This is a genomic window from Pseudoalteromonas sp. NZS11_1, assembly GCF_015864275.1.
GTDB classification, from domain to species: domain Bacteria; phylum Pseudomonadota; class Gammaproteobacteria; order Enterobacterales; family Alteromonadaceae; genus Pseudoalteromonas; species Pseudoalteromonas arctica.
In genome coordinates this window covers 84,091-104,232 of record NZ_JADYXK010000007.1, presented here as the reverse complement: position 1 = coordinate 104,232, position 20,142 = coordinate 84,091, and the positions used below count along the sequence as shown (strand labels likewise).

Here is a 20,142-nt window from a genome sequence, read left to right as displayed (position 1 = left end):
TAAACTGCCTCTTCTTCTAATAACACGTTTTTTAAAGGTAAATTATGACTGCATTACCCGTTATAGTAGGCATGGGTGGCATTAACGCCGCTGGCCGTACTTCTTTTCATCAAGGTTATCGCCGTATCGTGTTAGATAGTTTAAATGCTCAAGATCGCAGTGAAACATTTTTAGGCCTCGCCACACTGATGAATCTAGTAAGTGTTGTAAACGGCCAATTACAAGATACTCAAGGTAATAATGTTGAGCAAAGCGACATAGAAGCACGTTTTGGTGAGCAAATTATTGCTGGTACGCTTATTCGTAAAATTGAAAAAGAACACTTTGATGCCGATGCCACACCGTGGCAGCAAAAAATGACGCTAAACGCATCAAGCGATAACGCAATTGTGTTTGAAACGCGCGCTCGCGACTTACCTACACCTGTTCCAGCTAGCTGGCAAGTTGAAGAACTTGAAGGCAAAAAAGTAAAAGTAACTATTGCAGCCGACTTAGATGTTAAGCATGACTCAACACGTGATAATCCAATTAAATCTGCAGGGCAATTCCCGACTGGGTTTGATCCGTCTGTTATGTATAACAGCCGCTATCAGCCTCGTGGTTTGCAAGCTACTATTTTTGCAGCTACCGATGCTATTAAATCAACAGGGCTTGATTGGCAGCATATTATGAATAGCGTAGAGCCAGATAAAATTGGTACCTATTCAGCATCGGTAATTGGCCAAATGGACGACAAAGGCCTAGGCGGTTTAGTAAAGGCGCGCCAACAAGGCGACCGTGTTAGTACTAAGCAGTTAGCACTGGGTTTAAATACAATGTCGACCGACTTTATTAACGCGTATGTTACGGGCAATGTAGGGACTACGTTTTCGACCTCGGGGGCCTGTGCTACGTTTTTATACAACTTACGTGCAGCGGTTAACGACATACAGGCAGGGCGTACACGCGTTGCGGTTGTCGCAAGTGTTGAGTGTGCTATTACACCAGAAGTGATTGAAGGCTTTGGTAACATGAGCGCACTTGCAAATGTTGAAGGTTTGCGCCGTTTAGATAACTTATCAAGTGATGAAGAACCAGATTATCGCAAAAGTAGCCGACCATTTGGCGACAACTGCGGCTTTACATTAGGTGAAGGCGCACAAGTTGCTATTTTAATGGACGATGCTTTAGCCCTTGAACTAGGCGCCGACATTATGGGCTGCGTACCGGATGTATTTGTAAATGCAGATGGCATAAAAAAATCAATTACGTCACCTGGCCCTGGTAACTATATTACCATGGCTAAATCGGCTGCTTTAGCAACGAGCCTTTTAGGCAAAAAAGCCTTGCAAGAACGTAGCTTTATTTTAGCGCATGGCTCAAGTACACCGTTAAACCGCGTAACAGAGTCGTTGATATATCACAAAGTGGCACAAACGTTCGCTATTGATAATTGGAAAGTGACAGCGCCAAAAGCCTATGTTGGTCATACTATAGCTCCTGCAAGTGGCGACCAATTAGCGATAGCTTTAGGTGTATTTAGCCATAATATTATGCCGGGTATTACCACAATTGATAAAGTGGCTGATGATGTTTACACCGATCATCTTGATATTCGTAATAGCCATTACGAATGCGCCAATATGGATATTGCTTTTATAAATTCAAAAGGCTTTGGCGGTAACAATGCAACAGCTACCGTACTTTCACCAAAAGTAACAATGCAAATGCTCGCTAAGCGCCATGGCGATGAAGTTATGAGTAGTTACGCGCAGAAAAACGTGGCAATTAAAGCCGCGCAACAAACGTATCAAGCTCAAGCTGATTTAGGCCAATATGAGCTTATTTACCGCTTTGGCGACGGACTTATTGACGACAACGACATTGTAATAGACGAGCAAAGTATTCAGTTACCTGGCTTTGAAAAAGCAATTACATTTAGCACAACAAATTCCTATCAAGATATGTTTTAAGCACACATACTTGTTAGCAAGGCGCTTTTTAAGCGCCTTTTTTAATGCCTATTGAATAAGTCACTCCGTTTATAAATTACTTAAACTTTTTTACATACCTAAGCGTTATAAAATTAATAATGGCAAGTAAAATTGCTATTTCGTAGCGGCTGTACGCTACGGCTATACCAATTAAGCCCATATTCCAAATACTGGCTGCGGTTGCTGTGCCGGAGGTTGATTTGTTATTTTTCAAAATTGCGCCACCGCCAATAAAACCAATACCAGTAATGATGCCTTGCAACATTTTTGATTGAGCTTCTGCGCCATCTAAAACCGACATAGCAATTAATGCATACCCACACGATGCAACAGCAACAAGAGGAAAGGTACGAAGGCCTGCGCCATCATTACTTCGCTCTCTGTCGTAAGCCATGGGTAGTGCAAGTAGGTATGCAATACCTAAGTGTATTAAGTTATCGATGATTTCATTCCACTGTAAATCAATTTCCATTATTGAGCCTGTGCTGGTTAACTTTGTTAATAATAAGCAAACAGCAAGCCATGGCATAAATTACTATTAATCAATGAGTTATTGTTAATGCCTATATTTAACAAGAATTATTGAGGAAACTTTTACATGTTTTTATTACTATTTTACGCAATAGTTAATTTGATCTGAGTTTTAAAGCCCCGTATTCTTTTATCCAGACTAAAAGACACCTATGTGAATCTCTTGCCTTTAAATAAAACATTAAGCACCCCCACTAAGCTTGAAAAAACAGCCTTACTATTTTGCGTTGGGTTATCTGTTATTGCTTTTTTATTTCCTGAATTACTCACAGAGCACTTACAACCCGCTATTAATAAAATTTTAGGTTATTTAGGGTCGCCATTTTTTATATTGGTAAACTTGTTACTTTTTTCCGTGATAGCTATTGCTATAAGCCCATTAGGGCAACGAAAAATAGGAGGAGCGCAAGCACTTGTTGAGTTTAGTACCTTTGGTTGGCTTTCTATGTTGTTTGCAGCAGGAATGGGCTCAGGACTTATATTTTGGGGAGTAGCAGAGCCTGCACTACACACGGTTAACTCGCCTTTAAAGCAAACCTTGTATCCCAACCACCAAAGAAGTGGTTTGGCGCTTACCTTAGTTAATTGGGGCGCGCATGCATGGGCGCTCTATGCAGTATTTGGCTTGGTATTAGGTGGGCTTACTCGCAATAGTGGTAAAGCGGGCGATATTAGTGCTCCAGTGATCAGTGCAACTAAAGGCGTTATTAATCGGGCTTGGCAGTTACAGCTGAGCTTTAGCATTAAATTAATTGCCATACTTGCAATATTTTTTGGTGTCGTGGGCACAATTGCTAATTCAACTTTATTACTGCGTAAGGGGCTCGAGCTTGAGCTAGGGGTTGAATCGGCTTTATTTTCGGGGTTTATTATAATTTGTTTAATTGCGCTGCTTTATACTATCTCTGCAAAGTTGGGGCTTAAAAAAGGAATTCAAACTCTTAGTAAATTTAATGTGTTTTTAGCATTTGCACTTATAGCATGGCTATTAATTTTTGTGCCTATAGAGCCAATTATAGACATAGCAATAGGCGGTACATGGGGTTACATTCAGCTCATAACCACAGGAACATGGCAGTTTGAAAGCGTACTTAATGACCCAGCATGGGCAACAGGTTGGACATACAATTACTATTTTTGGTGGTTAGCTTGGGGCCCGTTTGTTGGTGTGTTTTTGGCAAAAATTAGCCAAGGACGGCCGGTTTGGCAATACATTTTAGGTGTTGTATTTGTACCAACTTTTGTGACAATTATTTGGTTTAGTGTGTTTTCTGGCTCTGCAATTGCGTGGGATCAAACGCACAATGCAGGCATTTTAGCGGCTATTAAAGCCGATTATACGCAAGGGCTGTTTGTATTCTTCGAGCAATTAGGGTGGCAAGGCGGTTTATTAATTTGGTCAAGTTTATTGCTTCTACTCATTTTTGTAGCCACATCAGCAGACTCTGCTGTTTTGGTTATTCGCCAATTAAGTGGTGCAAGTGAAGCTCAGACATGGAGCTTGTATGCTTGGTCGTTTGCACTAGGTTTATGCGCTTTTGTTTTGTTAGTACAAAACAATGAACCATTAAACAGAAGCGTTGCTATTATTGGAGCGCTTCCTTTTTTAATTATATTTATATTGCAATTAATTGGTTTTATTAAAGAGTTTACAAATGAACTAATCAATGAAGAATAAGTATTCATTTAAATATGCCATTACCCTTAACACATTTTTACAGAGTTATTTTAAAAAAAGGCTAAAATTAAGGTATTAGCCAGTAGTTAGCATTCAAGATGAATTATGCGTATTTTAGTTATTGTTGTTTTTTTACAAAGTCTACTCGGTTGTACCGCTGTAGGTGTATTGCTTGATAATTCAGCACGCTCGAGTAGTAGCTCAACGAACTCTGGTACTTTTGTAAAAGACGAAGAGAGCTTGAGTTTCTCAAAAATGGGATATGCAGTTGACTCCGCTATAGTGGAATTTGTAAAAGACGAGAGCAATCCAAAACAAACATGTAGGCAAGTAACAAAGAGTTTAAAAGAGTGTGTAGATGTTGATAAATCTAATCTACACACTAACGAATCTCATTCTAAGCTGTTAAAAACTGATGATGAAATAATAAGTGTTGGTCAATAAAGCTACTTATAAAAAAGTAGCTATGATCGTAGCCTGCTTGCATTTCAAGTGTAAGCGGGTAGCCTTTTTTATCAGCAATAGCGACTAAGTTTTCTGGCTTAAGTTGCTCTTGTAAAAAGCCATCAGCATCACCTTGACTCACTAACATGGGTAAGTAATGAGCTTGCTCTGCGTTTTTCATCAGCTCGCAGCTATCATACTGTGCCCAAAGCGCCTTATCATTTCCTAAATAGCCAGTAAATGCTTTTACACCCCAAGGACATTCAATCGGATTTACAATAGGGCTAAAAGCCGAGGCACTTACAAACGCAGTCGGGTTTTTAAGTGCAACCATTAATGCACCGTGCCCGCCCATAGAGTGACCACTAATTGCTTTTGTGCTTGTTATCGGAAAATGTTGTTCAATAAGTGCTGGTAACTCACTAACAACATAATCGTACATATTAAAATGAGTGTTGTAAGGAGCTTGCGTGGCATTTACGTAAAAGCCTGCGCCTTGTGCAAAGTCGTAGCTGTCTTCATTGGGGACGTTTTCGCCGCGCGGGCTAGTGTCAGGCGCTACAATAGCAATACCCAGCTCAGCTGCTTTTTTAAATGCGCCGGCTTTTTGCATAAAATTTTCGTCTGTACAGGTTAAACCTGATAGCCAATAAAGTACCGGAACTTTGTTTGTCTCACTTGCGCCAGGTGGTAAAAATACGGCAAAACGCATAGTGCTATGTGTACTTTGCGAGCTGTGAGTATATTGTTTATGCCAACCGCCAGACACTTTTACACTTGAGATATTTTCTAACATACTTAATCCTTAAAAGCCGTAAACTTAAAAGTATTACGGCTTATTAATAAGCTATTTTACGAATGCAGTTTATTAGTAATGAATGACTGTACGAATACTTTTGCCTTCGTGCATTAAATCAAATGCTTCATTAATATCTTCAAGGCCCATTGTGTGAGTAATAAAGTCGCTAAGAGCAAATTCCCCCGCCATGTAACGCTCAACAATTTCAGGAAGTTGTGAACGGCCTTTAACGCCACCAAATGCACTACCACGCCATACACGCCCAGTTACTAGTTGAAACGGGCGGGTTGATATTTCTTGGCCTGCACCCGCCACACCAATAATGACTGACTCTCCCCAACCTTTGTGGCAACACTCAAGCGCTGAGCGCATTACGTCAACATTACCGATACATTCAAACGAATAGTCAACGCCGCCGTCTGTCATTTCAACAATAACTTCTTGAATTGGCTTGTCGAAATCTTTTGGGTTAATTAAATCAGTTGCACCTAGTTTTGTAGCTAAATCGAATTTAGTGGTGTTTATATCAACACCAATAATACGACCAGCACCGGCCATTTTTGCGCCAATAATCGCAGACAAACCAATACCGCCTAAGCCAAATATAGCAACCGTGTCGCCAGGCTTTACTTTAGCTGTGTTGGTAACTGCGCCCATGCCTGTTGTTACACCACAGCCGAGTAAGCAAATCTCTTCTAGTGATGCTTCTTTATTTACTTTAGCGAGTGAAATTTCTGGCAATACAGTGTACTCAGAGAACGTTGATGTCCCCATGTAGTGATAAATTGGTTGGCCGTCTTTAAAAAAGCGTGTAGTGCCGTCTGGCATTAGGCCTTTACCTTGTGTTTCGCGCACGGCTGAACACAGGTTAGTTTTACCTGAAGTACACATTTTACATACGCCACATTCTGCAGTGTATAAAGGAATAACATGATCCCCAACTTCAACACTCGTTACGCCTTCGCCAACAGCATAGACAACACCAGCGCCTTCGTGACCTAAAATAGCAGGAAATATGCCTTCAGGATCTTGGCCCGATAATGTAAATGCATCGGTATGACACACACCTGTAGCGGTAATTTTTACCATTACTTCGCCTTTTTTAGGCATCATCACATCAACTTCTTCAACACTAAGTGGTTGATTAGGACCCCAAGCAATGGCAGCTTTTGATTTAATAAATTCAGACATGTGTTTTATTTCCTTTAACTGGCTATTAAAAAATAATTGTAGACCCAATTTGCTTGGGTGATGTGCTTATTGTATTTGTTTCTCAAATAATGATAATCTCAATTTTATTAAAACACTTTTACAGTATGGTAATAATGGCGCGTTGGGATGGAATTGATGAGTTTATAGCGGTTGGGGAGGAGGGCAGCTTTACTGCGGCTGCAAAAATGCTTGGGCTTTCGGTTGCGCATATTAGCCGCCATGTCACAGCGCTTGAGCAACGTTTAAATACCCAGCTTTTAACCCGTACTACTCGTAAAGTGGTTTTAACCAAAGAAGGCGAAGTGTATTTACATCAAATAAAGCACTTACAACACGCTATGGACGAGGCAACTCAAGGTCTTGCTCAACAACAAAGTACACCTAAAGGTAAAATAAAGCTCACAGCACCAGTTATGTACGGAGAGAGCTTTATTATGCCCATAGTACATAACTTTATGAAGGATCATTCTGAGGTCGAAGTTGTTGCCACATTAAGTAATGAGCAAGAAAACTTATTAGAGGGCGGATTTGATTTAGCAATAAGGCTTGGGCACTTAAAAGATTCGAGCTTAAAAGCGCGTAGATTAAGTGCGCGGCGTTTTATTATGTGCGCGGCGCCACAGTATTTAACGCGATTTGGTGAGCCGCATACTTTAGGCGAGCTAAACAGCCATGAATGTTTAATTGGTAATAGCAGCTACTGGCGCGTAAACGAAAATGGGCGCGATAAACACATTAAAATAGCGGGGCGATTACAGTGTAATAGTGGTTGGGCGCTGGTGGATGGCGCAAAAAAGGGGCTCGGTATTGTACAGCTCCCAGACTACTACATTGAAAACGAAATTAACTCAGGGCAATTGGTGCCTATTTTAACACCCTATCAACCACAGCAAGAAGGGGTATGGGGCGTATATCCACCAAGGCAGTTTGTGGCCACTAATGTACGGGTATTGCTCGATTATTTAGTCAGCGGGCTTAAAGCTTAACCGCGAGTTAATGGTTAAATACATATTGCTGTAAATATAGCCAAGTATCAGATTTTTAAATTATTTCTTACATTTTACGCCATACCCAAAGGCACTTTTTTCGTGCTACTATTGCTCAATACTTTTACGATAAGTGTTAAAAATAATATGTTTCAACCGGTTAGCTTATTTATAGGGCTTAGATATAGTCGCTCCTCTAAAGGAAATGCGTTTATATCGTTTATTTCGTTTTTTTCTATTGCCGGTATCGCTATTGGTTTAATGGCATTATTTACGGTAAGCAGTGTAATGAACGGGTTTGAAAATAGCCTAAAAACCAATATGCTTGGACTTATTCCGCATGTTGAAGTTAGCGCAGGTAAACACACTGCCACCCAAATGAACACCCTAAAAACCGACCTCGAACAATCTCCTTATGTTGATCATGTAAGCTTATATCGCCACGGCGAAGCTATTTTGCAAACGAATAAAGACTTGCACGGCGTTTTATTACAAGGCCTTTATAACGATAGTGGTTCTTTGTATAGAATTACCGATAAAATAGTGCAAGGCGATTGGAAAACTGTATTAAACAAAAATTACAACATTGCTATAAGCCGTTATTTGAGTCGTAAATTAGGCGTTAGCGTGGGTGATAAGCTTCGCGTTATTATGCCTAATGCTTCAACGTATACACCACTTGGGCGAGTACCCAGCCAGCGTTTATTTAAAGTTGCCGCAATATACGAAACCGGATCTGAGATAGATATGGCACTTGCGTTTACGAGTGGCGCTTCACTACAACGGATGTTAAAGCTGGATAAAAACACTGCCCCAAATTTAAGTGTTTCATTGCACGAACCTTTCGAACTAGATGAGTTTATTGAAGCAAGCCAGCGTATTTTACAAGATCATAATTATAGTGATTGGCGCAGTACCCAAGGTACTCTATTTGCAGCCGTTGCTATGGAAAAGCGCATTATGTCTATGTTGCTTGCCCTCATTGTATTGGTGGCTGTATTTAATATTGTATCGGCATTAACCATGATGGTAAGCGAAAAACAAGGTGAAGTAGCCATACTACAAACGTTAGGTTTAACACCTTCGCAAGTGCAAAAAGTGTTTATGGTGCAAGGCCTATATAATGGCGTAATTGGTACCGCAATAGGCGCATTTTTAGGTGTAATATTTAGTTTATATATAAATGAGCTACTTGCATTAGTGGGCTTAAACTTACTGGCGGGTATAGAGCTTCCGGTAAAGTTTGATATTTTGAGTTTAGTAATAATAGCGTTTGCCAGTATTGCTATGAGCTTTTTAGCTACCTTATATCCTGCGCGTAAAGCCGCAAAAGTAAAACCAGCAGAGGTATTACGTTATGAATGATTTAGTAATTAGTTGTGAAAATTTAAGTAAGGTTTATCAAGATGGCAGCAACCAAGTTGAAGTATTAAAAGGCGTTGATTTAGCGCTTCAGCAAGGTGAAATGCTGGCTATTGTGGGGAGTTCTGGCTCTGGTAAAAGTACGCTTTTACACATACTTGGCACATTAGATACCGCAAGCTCAGGTAGCGCTAAAATTAAAAACCAAGAAGTTGCAAAACTTTCGCGAACAGAGCAAGCCGCATTTAGAAACCAAAATTTGGGCTTCATCTATCAATTTCATCACTTATTAATGGAGTTTAGCGCAGTTGAAAACGTGGCTATGCCATTATTAATTAAAGGCTTGAGTGCAAAAGAAGCCAAAGCTCAAGCGCTCGATATGCTCGAAAAAGTAGGCCTTGCACATCGCAGCTCGCATAAACCGTCTGCGCTTTCTGGTGGAGAGCGCCAACGCGTGGCTATTGCCCGCGCGCTGGTTACTAAACCTGCGCTTGTGCTTGCTGATGAACCAACCGGTAATTTAGATAAACAAAATGCGATTAAAATTTACGATTTAATAAATGAGCTTAACCAAAGCTTAAACACCAGTTTTGTGGTAGTTACACACGATTTAGAACTTGCCGATAAGCTAGGCAAAATAGCTTATTTAGACGATGGAAAACTAGCTATTAAAGAGTCGCAGCATGTTGCTTAGTGCATTTTTAAGTAAACGTTTTAGAGCCTATTCAGGCCACAAAGATGAAAAAAACGGCTTTGTTAGTTTTATCGCTAAAGCGTCGACTATTGGTATTTTATTAGGTGTCGCGGTTTTAATTGTGGCGCTGTCGGTAATTAATGGTTTTGAGCAACAACTAGTACATAGATTGCTAAGCGTTGTGCCGCAGGTGGAATATGTAGCACCAAGTAGACCCATCGCGAATTGGTCGCAAAAAGTTGAGGATTTACAAACACAACCGCATGTAACAGGGGCTGCGCCATTTATTGCAGTGAATGGGATGGCGCAATATAAAAGCCAGCTAAAAGCGATAGAAATTCGAGGTGTTGAGCCATCGCTAGAGAGTAATGTATCGGCGGTAAACCAGTTTACCAGTGGTAAATTGGTCAGCCAGTTAGGCCTTGACGATGTAATTTTAGGTAAGCAAATAGTAAAACAGTTAGATGCAAAAGTAGGCGACAACATTACGTTACTTATTCCGCAAATAGGCCAAAAAGGTCAGTCATTATTAGCGCCTAAACGCGTAACACTTAACCTTGCAGGTGTTATAGAAATGGGAGGCCCCATTGATAGTACAGCTGCGTTTATACATCTTAATAAAGCGCAGCAAACATTGGGTTACGATGAAACTCAAGTAACAGGGCTGCGGTTAAGTGTTGATGATGTGTTTTCGGCGCACCAAATAGCGCTAAAAGTGGGCCAAACTATTGACGACTACGTGTATGTTTCCAGTTGGTTCAGAACCCAAGGCAGCCTTTATCAAGATATTCAAATGGTACGTACCATTGTTTATATTGTGGTGTTTTTAATTATAGCGGTAGCCAGTTTTAATATTGTGTCCTCCTTGGTGATGGAAGTACGCGAAAAACAAGGCAATATCGCAATTTTAAAAACCATGGGCGCGAAAGACAGTACTATTTTAGCCACCTTTGTGATGCAGGGCTTAATGCAAGCATTTGTAGGCGTGGCACTAGGAACACTAATTGGCGTGGTATTAGCGCTTAATATAAGTGAGCTTTTTACGTGGATAAGCCAATCATTTGGAGCCAATCCACTTGAGGGCGTTTATTTTATAGAGTTTTTACCAAGTAAATTAGTACTTGAAGACATTGGTATTACAGTGATTGTTACGTTTGTGCTTGCGATACTTGCCACTATTTATCCTGCATGGCAAGCAACACGCGTAGATCCTGCCAAGGTGCTTGGTAATTAAGCTCAGATAAAAATTAATAGGGTGGTATTAGTAAACCTGTTAAACTAGGTGCTTATTTAAAATTAAGCAATAACTGCTTGGTTGCTATACCTCACTTTGGGATTTACTTTGACTAATAACGATATTTTACGCCGCATTCGCTACACTTTTAACTTAACTGATACTGCTATGGTCAATGTTTTTGCATCAGCAGAGCATACGGTCACCAAAGAGCAAGTAATTGCATGGTTAACTAAAGAAGGTGAAGAGGCTTTTACCCCAATAAGTGATACTGAGTTTGCTAGCTTTTTAAATGGGTTTATTAATACCCAACGTGGCAAACGCGAAGGTGAGCAACCAGAGCCTGAGAAAAAGCTAAACAACAATATTATCTTTATGAAGCTACGTATTGCTTTAAATATGAAAGCAGAAGATGTTATAGCAACACTTGCACTTGTTGATTTTGATCTGAGTAAACATGAGTTAAGCGCGTTTTCTCGAAAAGTAGATAACAAACATTACCGTGTTTGTAACGATCAAATATTACGCTTGTTTTTAACCGGCGTACAAAAGCAGCACCGTCCAGAAGAGTCTGCTGAGTAACTGGTTTTAGCTAATTAGCTTTTAGTTAATGGGTTTTTTGCGAGCGCAATGCAGTATAAAGCCCATTAATTGTTATATTTTTTAAAAAATCCACACCTAACCTAATACTTCTAAAACTCCTTTTTGAAAATATAAAAATTCGCTTGGCACTGTTCTAATTTTAAATCTGTGAATTTAAATTCATCTTTAATAAATAAAAATCAAACTTCTAATCAAAAATAATTCACGTAGCTCGCGTTAAGTATCTTAATTTTTCATGCTAAGGTAATAGTTAATTATATTAAATTAAGACCTTAAAGCATGAATCATAAACTTGATCACGTTTACTTTAACATCTGATAAATACTTTTATTATTAACACGGAAGAATAATTATGAATTATATCCATAGCACAATCGCACAATTAAAAAATAGTAGTCCTGCACAATGCGAGTTTTATCAAGCTGTTGAAGAAGTACTTGAATCACTCGAACCTATCTTAGAAAACTCAGAAAAATACAAAAAAAATGCCATTATACAACGCTTAGTTGAACCCGAACGTCAAATTATGTTTAGAGTTCCCTGGGTTGATGACGAAGGCAATATTCAGGTAAATAAAGGCTACAGAATTGAGTTTAACTCTGCACTTGGCCCCTATAAAGGTGGCTTACGTTTTCACCCAAATGTAAATGCCAGCATAATTAAATTTTTAGGGTTTGAGCAAATATTTAAAAATGCTTTAACAGGTTTACCAATCGGTGGTGGTAAAGGCGGGGCAAACTTTGATCCAAAAGGGCGCTCAGATGCTGAAATAATGCGTTTTTGCCAATCATTTATGAGCGAGCTCTATCGCCATATTGGCCCTACAACCGACGTACCCGCTGGAGACATTGGAGTAGGGGCAAGAGAAATAGGTTACTTGTTTGGTCAATATAAGCGTTTGACTGGGCGCTATGAAGGTGTTTTAACAGGTAAAAGCTTATTGTGGGGTGGATCGCTTGTACGAAAAGAAGCCACTGGATACGGCGCTGTTTATTTTGCTGACTACATGCTGCAAGCGCGCGGCGATAGCCTACAAGGTAAGCGCTGCTTGGTCTCGGGCGCAGGTAATGTTGCTATTTATGCTATGGAAAAGCTTTATCAAATGGGGGCAACACCAGTAAGTTGCAGCGACTCTCGTGGCACTGTGTATCATGAGTCGGGTATAGATTTAAATCTTATTAAATGTTTGAAAGAGCAATCGCGTGATTGCTTGAGCGTGTATAAAAAAACTCACCCCGATGCTATTTATATTTCTGCAATTGACTACCCTAAAGATGGGCACGCTGTTTGGCGCTTTAATGCTGCCGCTGCTTTTCCGTGCGCCACACAAAATGAATTAACACAGGCAGACGCTAACGCATTATTATCCGGCGGTTGTTTATTAGTAAGTGAAGGCGCAAACATGCCTTCAACAAAAGAGGCTATTGATTGCTTTATTGCTGCAAAAATTGCGTATGGGCCAGGTAAGGCCGCCAATGCCGGCGGCGTTGCAACAAGCCAATTAGAAATGGCGCAAAATGCGAGCATGCAAAGTTGGACCTTTGAAGAAGTTGATGAAAAGCTAAAACAAATTATGAAAAATATATTTGTTACCGCTAACGACACCGCTACAGAATTTGGTGAGCCTGGAAACCTTTTATTAGGCGCTAACATTGCAGGCTTTAGGCGCGTCGCCGATGCAATGATTGAGCAGGGTGTCGTTTAATATTAAAGCTGAACAATAAGGCTTTAATATAATGTGATTTTAAAACTAGCCATAAAATTGAGTATATTATGGTTAGTTTTAAATATTAACGCCATTAGTGAACTATAACCCTATAAAGCTGGGCTATAACAGCGTAGGATCAAGTTACTTTCGAATGAAAATTAGGTTTGCACTTTAGGTGCATTAAGACAAAAAATTATGCAACTAACTGCAAAACCATCACTTCCTAATGCGTTACTTATTTCTATTAGTACACCACAATTTAAAGGTGACGAAGCAACAGAGTCGCTAGCAGAGCTTGCTCGTTTGGTAACTACGTTAGGCTTTAAAGTAGTAGGTACACAATCGCAAAAGCAAAGTTCTACCCAAAAAGTTAATGTACTGGGCTCAGGAAAACTAGCTGAAATAGCACACCTTACCGGCAATAAAGGGATGGTTGAAAACGAGCAAGAAGATGATTTACTTGATGAAGGCCCTTTAACCGAAATATCCTCAGAAATCCCATCAGACGAACTTGATTTTGCATGTGCCGATGTAGTGGTATTTGACTGTGATTTAACGCCTTCTCAACTACGTAATGTTGAGAACCAGCTGGGTGTGGAAGTATTTGATCGCACCGGTATTATCATTGAAATATTTAGCCGTCATGCGCGTACTAAAACTGCAAAATTACAAGTTGAAATTGCTCGCCTTAATTATGTCGCGCCACGACTGCGTGAAACATCAACAGGTGATAAAGAACGCCAAATGGGTAAAGGTGCGGGTGAAACCACACTTGAGCTTAATCGCCGTAAGGTGCGCGATCAGTTAGCAGAATTAAAGCGCGAACTTGTTAGTGTTCAAGATGTAATGATGGACAGACGTACGCAGCGCTCTGAGCTATTCTCAGTGGCTTTAATTGGTTATACCAATGCGGGCAAGTCATCAATGATGCGCGCAATTACAGGTAGTGATGTAGAAGGCGAAAACAAACTTTTTGCAACGCTAGATACCACTGTTCGCGCACTGTACCCGATTACGCAGCCACGTATATTGGTTTCAGATACGGTTGGTTTTATTAAAAAATTACCTCATGATTTGGTGGCTTCATTTCATTCAACGCTCGCTGAGGCACATGATGCGTCGTTATTGCTGTATGTTGTAGATGCTTCAGATCCTTCTTTTCGCTCACAACTTGAAGTAGTACATAAAGTACTGGCAGAAGTTGGGGTGGAAGGCAGCAAAAAATTATTAGTACTGAATAAGTCAGACCAATTAAGTACTGAGCAGCAGCAGTCGCTAATGGATGAATTTCCTGATGCGATGATGACCTCTACGCGTAATCCAGATGATATTAGTAAATTGCACAAATACATTATTGGCATTGCTCAAGAGGACATGATTGAAGAAGAGATTGTTATACCGTACACAGCCAAAGGTATCGTGGGCGAAATTCGATCTAGTATGAGTGTTGTTAAAGAAGAATATGAATACAGCCACATTAAATTAACAGTGCGCTCGAGTGCGATTGATTTAGAACGTTTAAAAAAGAGAATGTTAGATTTATAATAAATTTAGTATACAAAAAGCACAGCCAATTGGCTGTGCCTTTTAATCGTTACTTGAGGTAGATTTATTATTCAGAGTTCAGATTTTTTGTAGAGAAAAATTAGGAGAAGGCTTTGTCGCTTAGCTCTTCTTGCATTTGCTCACGCATTTTAAATTTTTGCAGTTTACCTGTTACTGTCATTGGATAGTTTTCTACAAAACGGATATGTCGTGGCATTTTAAAATAGGCTAGTTTGTCTTTTAAAAACTCACGAATTGCTTGCTCATCAAGCACAGCGTCTTCTTTTGGTTGGATCCAAGCGCACACTTCCTCGCCATACCTTTCATCTGTTATACCAAATATGGCAGCATCTTGAATGCCCGGGTAGGTGTAAAGCACTTCTTCTATTTCGCGCGGGTAAATGTTTTCGCCGCCACGAATAATCATATCTTTAATACGGCCAACAATAGTGACAAACCCTTCTGTATCCATGACACCTAAATCGCCAGAGTGTAGCCAACCGTTGTCATCTATTGTGGCTTTTGTTTTAGCATCGTCATTCCAATAGCAGCGCATTATACCTGCACCTTTACTACACACTTCGCCAGGTTGACCAATTTGTTGAATGTTACCCAACTCGTCAATAATTTTAACCTCGGTATGGGCAAGTGCGCGGCCAACCGTTGTTACTTGCCGCTCTATTGAAGAGTCTGTTTCGGTAATATTGTTTATGGGACTGCACTCCGTTTGCCCGTAAGCAATCAGTACTTGATGCATGTTCATTTGTGTTTGTACTTTGCGCATTACTTGCTCTGGGCATGTAGAGCCTGCCATTACACCCGTGCGTAAAGTAGTTAAGTCATAATCGTTAAAATTACTTAGCTCAAGCTCACTAATAAACATAGTAGGTACACCGTGCAGCGCTGTACATCCTTCTTGTTGAACTACATCTAGTGTGGTTTTTGCATCGAACGAATCGCCTGGGTAAACGGCTGCTGCACCTTTACTAACACACAATAAGCTACCCAATACCATTGCAAAGCAATGATATAACGGGATAGGGATACATAACTTGTCATCGCTCGTAAAGTGCATAGATTCGGAGACGAATAGCGCATTATTTAAAATATTTTTATGAGTGAGCGTTGCGCCTTTTGGGTTGCCTGTTGTGCCTGATGTAAATTGTATATTGATGTCTTGCTCAGCATTTAAGTTTGCACCTATTGCTTTTAATTCAAGCTCATGTGCCGATGTTGGCAAGTTAATAACATCATTAAAAGAGTACATACCAGGAGATGCTTCATCGCCAATGCGGATTATATTTTTAAGAGTGGGCAGTGCTTTTAAATTAAGTGTGTCTTTATCGCAAGTTGCAAGTTCTGGAGCCAAACCATTGAGCATTTCTAAATAATCACTGCCTTTAAAGTTTGATGCTGTGATTAGAGTAGAGCATTCAACACTATTTAAGGCGTATTGTAATTCGTTAGGGCGATATGCAGGGTTGATGCAAACCATTATTGCGCCAATTTTTGCGGTTGCAAATTGGGTTAAGCACCACTCAATATTATTAGGAGACCAAATACCAACACGCTCGCCTGGTTTCACGCCAAGTGCCAGCAACCCCATAGCAAGTTGATTAACTTCTTTTTGAAATTCTTTATACGTTAAGCGAATACCCTGGTGATGAACTACAACAGCTAACGCCTCTGGATTTTTGTCGACAATAAAGTCAAAGTACTCGCCTATAGTTGAATTTGTTAAAGGTGTGCTTTGTATACCTTTAAAATAGCTTTGCGATAAAGGTAAGTGATTTATTTGTTCTACTTCTTTTACCGCAATAGTGTGTGTGTGCATTGCTCTCTCCATGAAAATGTGTGTGAGTTATGTAAACTACAAAGTTAAAATAAACACATATTGTCGACAAAGAGAAGTGCAGTTAGACTAATGTATGATTAGATTAATAAAATCTAATCATGTTTTTTAGATACAAAAAAACGCGTCTTACACTGTAAGTACGCGTTTTTAAACGAGCAATAAATTTACATTTCGTCGCTGCGGTATGTTTTTTTCATTATGTAAACGTAAGCGTTTACAAAAGCATTTTCTTGGTACTTTTTAAGGCCTGTTTCTTCAAAATCAATAGGAATAGGATTACGCTTTACCTGTTCTTTAATTTCAGTTGTGGTAAATAAACGTACGTCTAAATTGTCGATTAATTGAATCGCAGTTTCCATTTTGAATCCCTTTGCGCTGCCAGCAAATTTACCTTTAGGCTGACGCTCACGGATTGCAACAGAATCAATTTGGTAATCTTGCATTAATTTTGCAAAATCGAATTGAAATTTACGCATTACTTCAGTGTCGTTACCGTTACCTAAGGTAAAGCGTGTTTGGCGCACATCGCGAATATCAAATACGTCATTATCTTTACTTAAAATACAAAGTAGTACATCACTACCGGTAATTTCTACACCACATGTTCTCATGTCTATTCTCTAAAATAACTTAATTACGCAGTATTATACGCAACACACATTAAAATGCGAGTGTAGGTATAGTTGTAGGTGCGTAATTAGTGCGTTGATGCTTTTATATTTTAATGAAATGATTTTTTTTGCTCTAAAAGTTACATTTTGTGCTCAAAACGGGTGGATTTCACCCCTTAAAACTTGTAATTAAATGCGCAGCACGCGACAATATATCTTTGTAGTTGAATAGACTCTGCATCTACATTTATTAGTCAATGCTTATTCGTAAAAGCGTTGTCGAGTCATTCTCATTTAATTTATTAAAAATACACGTGATACATTGTAGGTGTCACCACTGTAGCAAGGATTTATAATGCCAGTTATTACTCTTCCAGACGGAAGTCAACGTAGTTTTGAAAACCCTGTAAGCACGCTTGATGTTGCAAACGATATTGGCCCTGGTTTAGCTAAAGCGACCATTGCGGGTCGTGTTAATGGCGACCGTGTTGATGCATGTGATTTAATTAGTGAAGACTCTCGTCTTGAGATCATTACCGCTAAAGACGATGACGGCCTTGAAATCATTCGTCACTCTTGTGCTCACTTAATTGGTCATGCAGTTAAGCAACTTTTCCCAGACGCAAAAATGGCAATTGGTCCTACCATTGATAACGGTTTTTACTACGATATCGATATGGAACATTCATTATCACAAGATGATCTTGAAGCAATTGAAAAGCGTATGCTGCAACTTGCAAAAACCAACTACGACGTAGTGAAAAAAACAGTAAGCTGGCAAGAGGCACGCGATACATTTGAAGCGCGTGGCGAAACATACAAAATAGAAATACTGGACGAAAATATCGCTAAAGATGACCGCCCAGGGTTATATCATCACGAAGAATATGTAGACATGTGTCGTGGACCTCACGTTCCTAACATGAAATTTTGCCAAAACTTCAAAATAATGAAAGTTGCGGGTGCATATTGGCGTGGTGATTCAGAAAACAAAATGCTACAACGCATTTACGGCACAGCGTGGGGCGATAAAAAGCAACTTAAAGCGTATTTAAAACGCCTTGAAGAAGCTGAAAAACGCGATCACCGCCGTATTGGTAAAGCGCTTGATTTATGGCATTGGCAAGAAGAAGCGCCAGGCATGGTATTTTGGCACAACGATGGTTGGAGCATTTACCGCGAGCTTGAAGAATTTGTACGTGAAAAGTTACGCGAATATGAGTACGAAGAAGTAAAAGGTCCAATGATGATGGACCGTTCACTTTGGGAAAAATCAGGTCACTGGGAAAAATATTCAGAAGCAATGTTTACCACTGAGTCTGAAAAGCGTGAATACGCGATTAAACCAATGAACTGCCCAGGACACGTGCAGATCTTTAACCAGGGTTTAAAATCGTACCGTGATTTACCACTTCGTATGGCTGAATTTGGCTGTTGTCATCGTAATGAACCATCAGGTGCACTACACGGTTTAATGCGTGTACGTGGCTTTACACAAGATGATGCTCACATTTTCTGTACCGAAGAGCAGATAATGGACGAAGTTTCAGCGTGTATTAAGATGGTTTATGATACATATGAAACATTCGGATTTGAGAAGATTGTAGTTAAGCTATCTACTCGCCCAGAACAACGCATTGGTGAAGACCATATGTGGGATAAAGCAGAGCTTGCTTTAGCCGAAGCACTTAAGCTAAACGATATTGAATTTGATTATCTTCCGGGTGAAGGCGCGTTTTATGGTCCAAAGATTGAATTTACTTTATACGATTGTTTAGACAGAGCGTGGCAGTGTGGTACAGTGCAATTAGACTTTGCATTACCGGGTCGTTTAGGCGCTACTTATGTAGCAGAAAATAACGAACGTCGTACACCTGTAATGATACATCGTGCTATTTTAGGTTCTATTGAACGCTTTATTGGCATTTTAACTGAAGAGTACGCTGGTTTATTCCCAACGTGGCTTGCGCCAAAGCAAGTGGTAATTATGAATATTACCGATAAACAGGCTCCTTATGTTAAAGAAGTTGTACAAAAATTAAATAAACTTGGAATTAGAGCCGCTGCTGACTTGAGAAATGAGAAGATTGGCTTTAAAATCCGTGAGCATACACTGAAGCGTATTCCATACTTGCTTGTTGTTGGCGATAAAGAAGTTGAACAACAAGAAGTAGCAGTGCGTACTCGCACAGGTGAAGACCTAGGCAAATTTAATGTCGATGATTTTGTAGCTAAAATTAGCGAAGAAATTAAAAATCGACAGTAAAAATCGAGCGTGTAAGGCATTAACAAACAGCCAATTACACGCTTATATTATTGATATTCTTGGAGGAACGTACTATTAGAGGCGGCAAGAAAGGGCAACAAACAGCTCAAAAAAATCGTATTAACGAAGAAATTACAGCGCAAGAAGTTCGTTTAATTGACATTGAAGGCGAACAAGCTGGAATTCAGTCATTACAAGACGCGCAAACTATGGCCGATGCAGCGGGTGTTGATCTTGTTGAGATCAGTCCAAACGCTGAGCCGCCTGTTTGTAGAATCATGGATTACGGTAAGTTCATCTTTGAAAAAAGCAAAGAATTAAAAGAGCAGAAGAAGAAGCAAAAGCAAATCCAGATAAAAGAAATCAAATTCCGTCCTGGTACGGATGAAGGTGATTATCAGGTTAAGCTTCGCAACTTACGTAAGTTCTTAGAAGCTGGCGATAAAGCTAAGATTACTATCCGCTTCCGTGGTCGTGAAATGGCTCACCAAGAAATTGGTATAGAATTATTAAACCGTATCAAAGCCGATTTAGAAGAACTTGCAGTAGTTGAGTCTTTCCCAAATCGTGTTGAAGGTCGCCAAATGGTTATGATGATGGCGCCTGTTGCTAAAAAATAATTTTTAAGCGATAATACGCAC

17 protein-coding genes are annotated in these 20,142 nt (G+C 39.8%); 12 read left to right on the top strand and 5 right to left on the bottom strand.

The features are described from left to right. Window positions 1–44: 44 nt before the first annotated feature. Complete coding sequence (locus I6F44_RS07765; RefSeq protein WP_121954834.1) at window positions 45–1,952, top strand: beta-ketoacyl synthase; 1,908 nt, start codon at window positions 45–47, stop codon at window positions 1,950–1,952. Between the two features lie 76 nt (window positions 1,953–2,028). Here the strand turns inward: I6F44_RS07765 and I6F44_RS07760 are convergent, their stop codons facing one another. Continuing rightward, complete coding sequence (locus I6F44_RS07760; RefSeq protein WP_024590122.1) at window positions 2,029–2,445, bottom strand: MgtC/SapB family protein; 417 nt, start codon at window positions 2,443–2,445, stop codon at window positions 2,029–2,031. Between the two features lie 213 nt (window positions 2,446–2,658). Here I6F44_RS07760 and I6F44_RS07755 point away from each other — a divergent pair, with 213 nt between their 5' ends. Continuing rightward, a complete protein-coding gene (locus tag I6F44_RS07755) occupies window positions 2,659–4,182 on the top strand; it encodes a BCCT family transporter (RefSeq protein ID WP_257983219.1) in 1,524 nt (507 codons plus the stop codon). 105 nt (window positions 4,183–4,287) lie between these two features. Continuing rightward, the gene (locus tag I6F44_RS07750) at window positions 4,288–4,626 is read left to right on the top strand and encodes a hypothetical protein (protein ID WP_121954833.1); all 339 of its coding nucleotides are present in this window, start codon (window positions 4,288–4,290) and stop codon (window positions 4,624–4,626) included. Here I6F44_RS07750 and fghA read toward each other — a convergent pair. Continuing rightward, window positions 4,580–5,422 (bottom strand): S-formylglutathione hydrolase, encoded by an 843-nt coding sequence (fghA, locus tag I6F44_RS07745; protein WP_121954832.1) that lies wholly within the window; start codon window positions 5,420–5,422, stop codon window positions 4,580–4,582. The two genes, I6F44_RS07750 and fghA, sit on opposite strands and share 47 nt — an antisense overlap. Window positions 5,423–5,494: 72 nt before the next feature. After that, entirely contained in the window at window positions 5,495–6,616 is a 1,122-nt protein-coding gene (locus I6F44_RS07740; protein ID WP_007375333.1) for an S-(hydroxymethyl)glutathione dehydrogenase/class III alcohol dehydrogenase, read from the bottom strand. 134 nt (window positions 6,617–6,750) lie between these two features. Here I6F44_RS07740 and I6F44_RS07735 point away from each other — a divergent pair, with 134 nt between their 5' ends. From I6F44_RS07735 to hflX, 7 genes are all read left to right on the top strand, one after another. Continuing rightward, window positions 6,751–7,623, top strand: a complete 873-nt coding sequence (locus I6F44_RS07735; protein ID WP_180961406.1) for a LysR family transcriptional regulator — start codon at window positions 6,751–6,753, stop codon at window positions 7,621–7,623. Window positions 7,624–7,770: 147 nt separating this feature from the next. Further along, window positions 7,771–8,988, top strand: coding sequence for a lipoprotein-releasing ABC transporter permease subunit (locus I6F44_RS07730; RefSeq protein ID WP_197173545.1), 1,218 nt, complete (start codon window positions 7,771–7,773; stop codon window positions 8,986–8,988). Continuing rightward, complete coding sequence (gene lolD / locus I6F44_RS07725; protein ID WP_007375330.1) at window positions 8,981–9,679, top strand: lipoprotein-releasing ABC transporter ATP-binding protein LolD; 699 nt, start codon at window positions 8,981–8,983, stop codon at window positions 9,677–9,679. The genes I6F44_RS07730 and lolD overlap by 8 nt, the downstream gene beginning before the upstream one ends. Then, complete coding sequence (locus I6F44_RS07720; RefSeq protein WP_024590128.1) at window positions 9,669–10,913, top strand: lipoprotein-releasing ABC transporter permease subunit; 1,245 nt, start codon at window positions 9,669–9,671, stop codon at window positions 10,911–10,913. Before lolD ends, I6F44_RS07720 begins: the two co-directional genes overlap by 11 nt. A 108-nt stretch (window positions 10,914–11,021) precedes the next feature. Next, window positions 11,022–11,495, top strand: coding sequence for a DUF1456 family protein (locus I6F44_RS07715; RefSeq protein WP_002960721.1), 474 nt, complete (start codon window positions 11,022–11,024; stop codon window positions 11,493–11,495). Between the two features lie 373 nt (window positions 11,496–11,868). Continuing rightward, window positions 11,869–13,221, top strand: coding sequence for an NADP-specific glutamate dehydrogenase (gene gdhA / locus I6F44_RS07710; RefSeq protein WP_121954830.1), 1,353 nt, complete (start codon window positions 11,869–11,871; stop codon window positions 13,219–13,221). Between the two features lie 198 nt (window positions 13,222–13,419). Further along, window positions 13,420–14,769: a GTPase HflX gene (gene hflX / locus I6F44_RS07705; RefSeq protein WP_121954829.1), complete on the top strand. Its 1,350-nt coding sequence runs from the start codon at window positions 13,420–13,422 to the stop codon at window positions 14,767–14,769. Window positions 14,770–14,869: 100 nt separating this feature from the next. Here the strand turns inward: hflX and I6F44_RS07700 are convergent, their stop codons facing one another. Beyond that, a complete protein-coding gene (locus I6F44_RS07700; protein WP_197173544.1) occupies window positions 14,870–16,603 on the bottom strand; it encodes an AMP-binding protein in 1,734 nt (577 codons plus the stop codon). A 185-nt stretch (window positions 16,604–16,788) separates the two neighbouring features. Then, window positions 16,789–17,235, bottom strand: a complete 447-nt coding sequence (locus I6F44_RS07695; RefSeq protein ID WP_007582681.1) for a DUF3010 family protein — start codon at window positions 17,233–17,235, stop codon at window positions 16,789–16,791. Window positions 17,236–17,590: 355 nt separating this feature from the next. On the opposite strand from I6F44_RS07695, the gene thrS reads away from it, so the two are divergent. Together thrS and infC are read left to right on the top strand one after the other, a co-directional pair. Then, on the top strand, window positions 17,591–19,501 hold the full coding sequence (gene thrS, locus I6F44_RS07690) for a threonine--tRNA ligase (RefSeq protein ID WP_007582683.1): 1,911 nt from the start codon (window positions 17,591–17,593) through the stop codon (window positions 19,499–19,501). 59 nt (window positions 19,502–19,560) lie between these two features. Next, complete coding sequence (infC, locus tag I6F44_RS07685; RefSeq protein ID WP_002960714.1) at window positions 19,561–20,121, top strand: translation initiation factor IF-3; 561 nt, start codon at window positions 19,561–19,563, stop codon at window positions 20,119–20,121. Window positions 20,122–20,142 lie beyond the last annotated feature (21 nt).

Coding starts and splice junctions, on each gene's coding strand:
- I6F44_RS07765 (WP_121954834.1), top strand. CDS start 45: ATGACTGCATTACCCGTTATAGTAGGCATGGGTGGCATTAACGCCGCT.
- I6F44_RS07760 (WP_024590122.1), bottom strand. CDS start 2,445: ATGGAAATTGATTTACAGTGGAATGAAATCATCGATAACTTAATACAC.
- I6F44_RS07750 (WP_121954833.1), top strand. CDS start 4,288: ATGCGTATTTTAGTTATTGTTGTTTTTTTACAAAGTCTACTCGGTTGT.
- fghA (WP_121954832.1), bottom strand. CDS start 5,422: ATGTTAGAAAATATCTCAAGTGTAAAAGTGTCTGGCGGTTGGCATAAA.
- I6F44_RS07740 (WP_007375333.1), bottom strand. CDS start 6,616: ATGTCTGAATTTATTAAATCAAAAGCTGCCATTGCTTGGGGTCCTAAT.
- I6F44_RS07735 (WP_180961406.1), top strand. CDS start 6,751: ATGGCGCGTTGGGATGGAATTGATGAGTTTATAGCGGTTGGGGAGGAG.
- I6F44_RS07730 (WP_197173545.1), top strand. CDS start 7,771: ATGTTTCAACCGGTTAGCTTATTTATAGGGCTTAGATATAGTCGCTCC.
- lolD (WP_007375330.1), top strand. CDS start 8,981: ATGAATGATTTAGTAATTAGTTGTGAAAATTTAAGTAAGGTTTATCAA.
- I6F44_RS07720 (WP_024590128.1), top strand. CDS start 9,669: ATGTTGCTTAGTGCATTTTTAAGTAAACGTTTTAGAGCCTATTCAGGC.
- gdhA (WP_121954830.1), top strand. CDS start 11,869: ATGAATTATATCCATAGCACAATCGCACAATTAAAAAATAGTAGTCCT.
- hflX (WP_121954829.1), top strand. CDS start 13,420: ATGCAACTAACTGCAAAACCATCACTTCCTAATGCGTTACTTATTTCT.
- I6F44_RS07700 (WP_197173544.1), bottom strand. CDS start 16,603: ATGCACACACACACTATTGCGGTAAAAGAAGTAGAACAAATAAATCAC.
- I6F44_RS07695 (WP_007582681.1), bottom strand. CDS start 17,235: ATGAGAACATGTGGTGTAGAAATTACCGGTAGTGATGTACTACTTTGT.
- thrS (WP_007582683.1), top strand. CDS start 17,591: ATGCCAGTTATTACTCTTCCAGACGGAAGTCAACGTAGTTTTGAAAAC.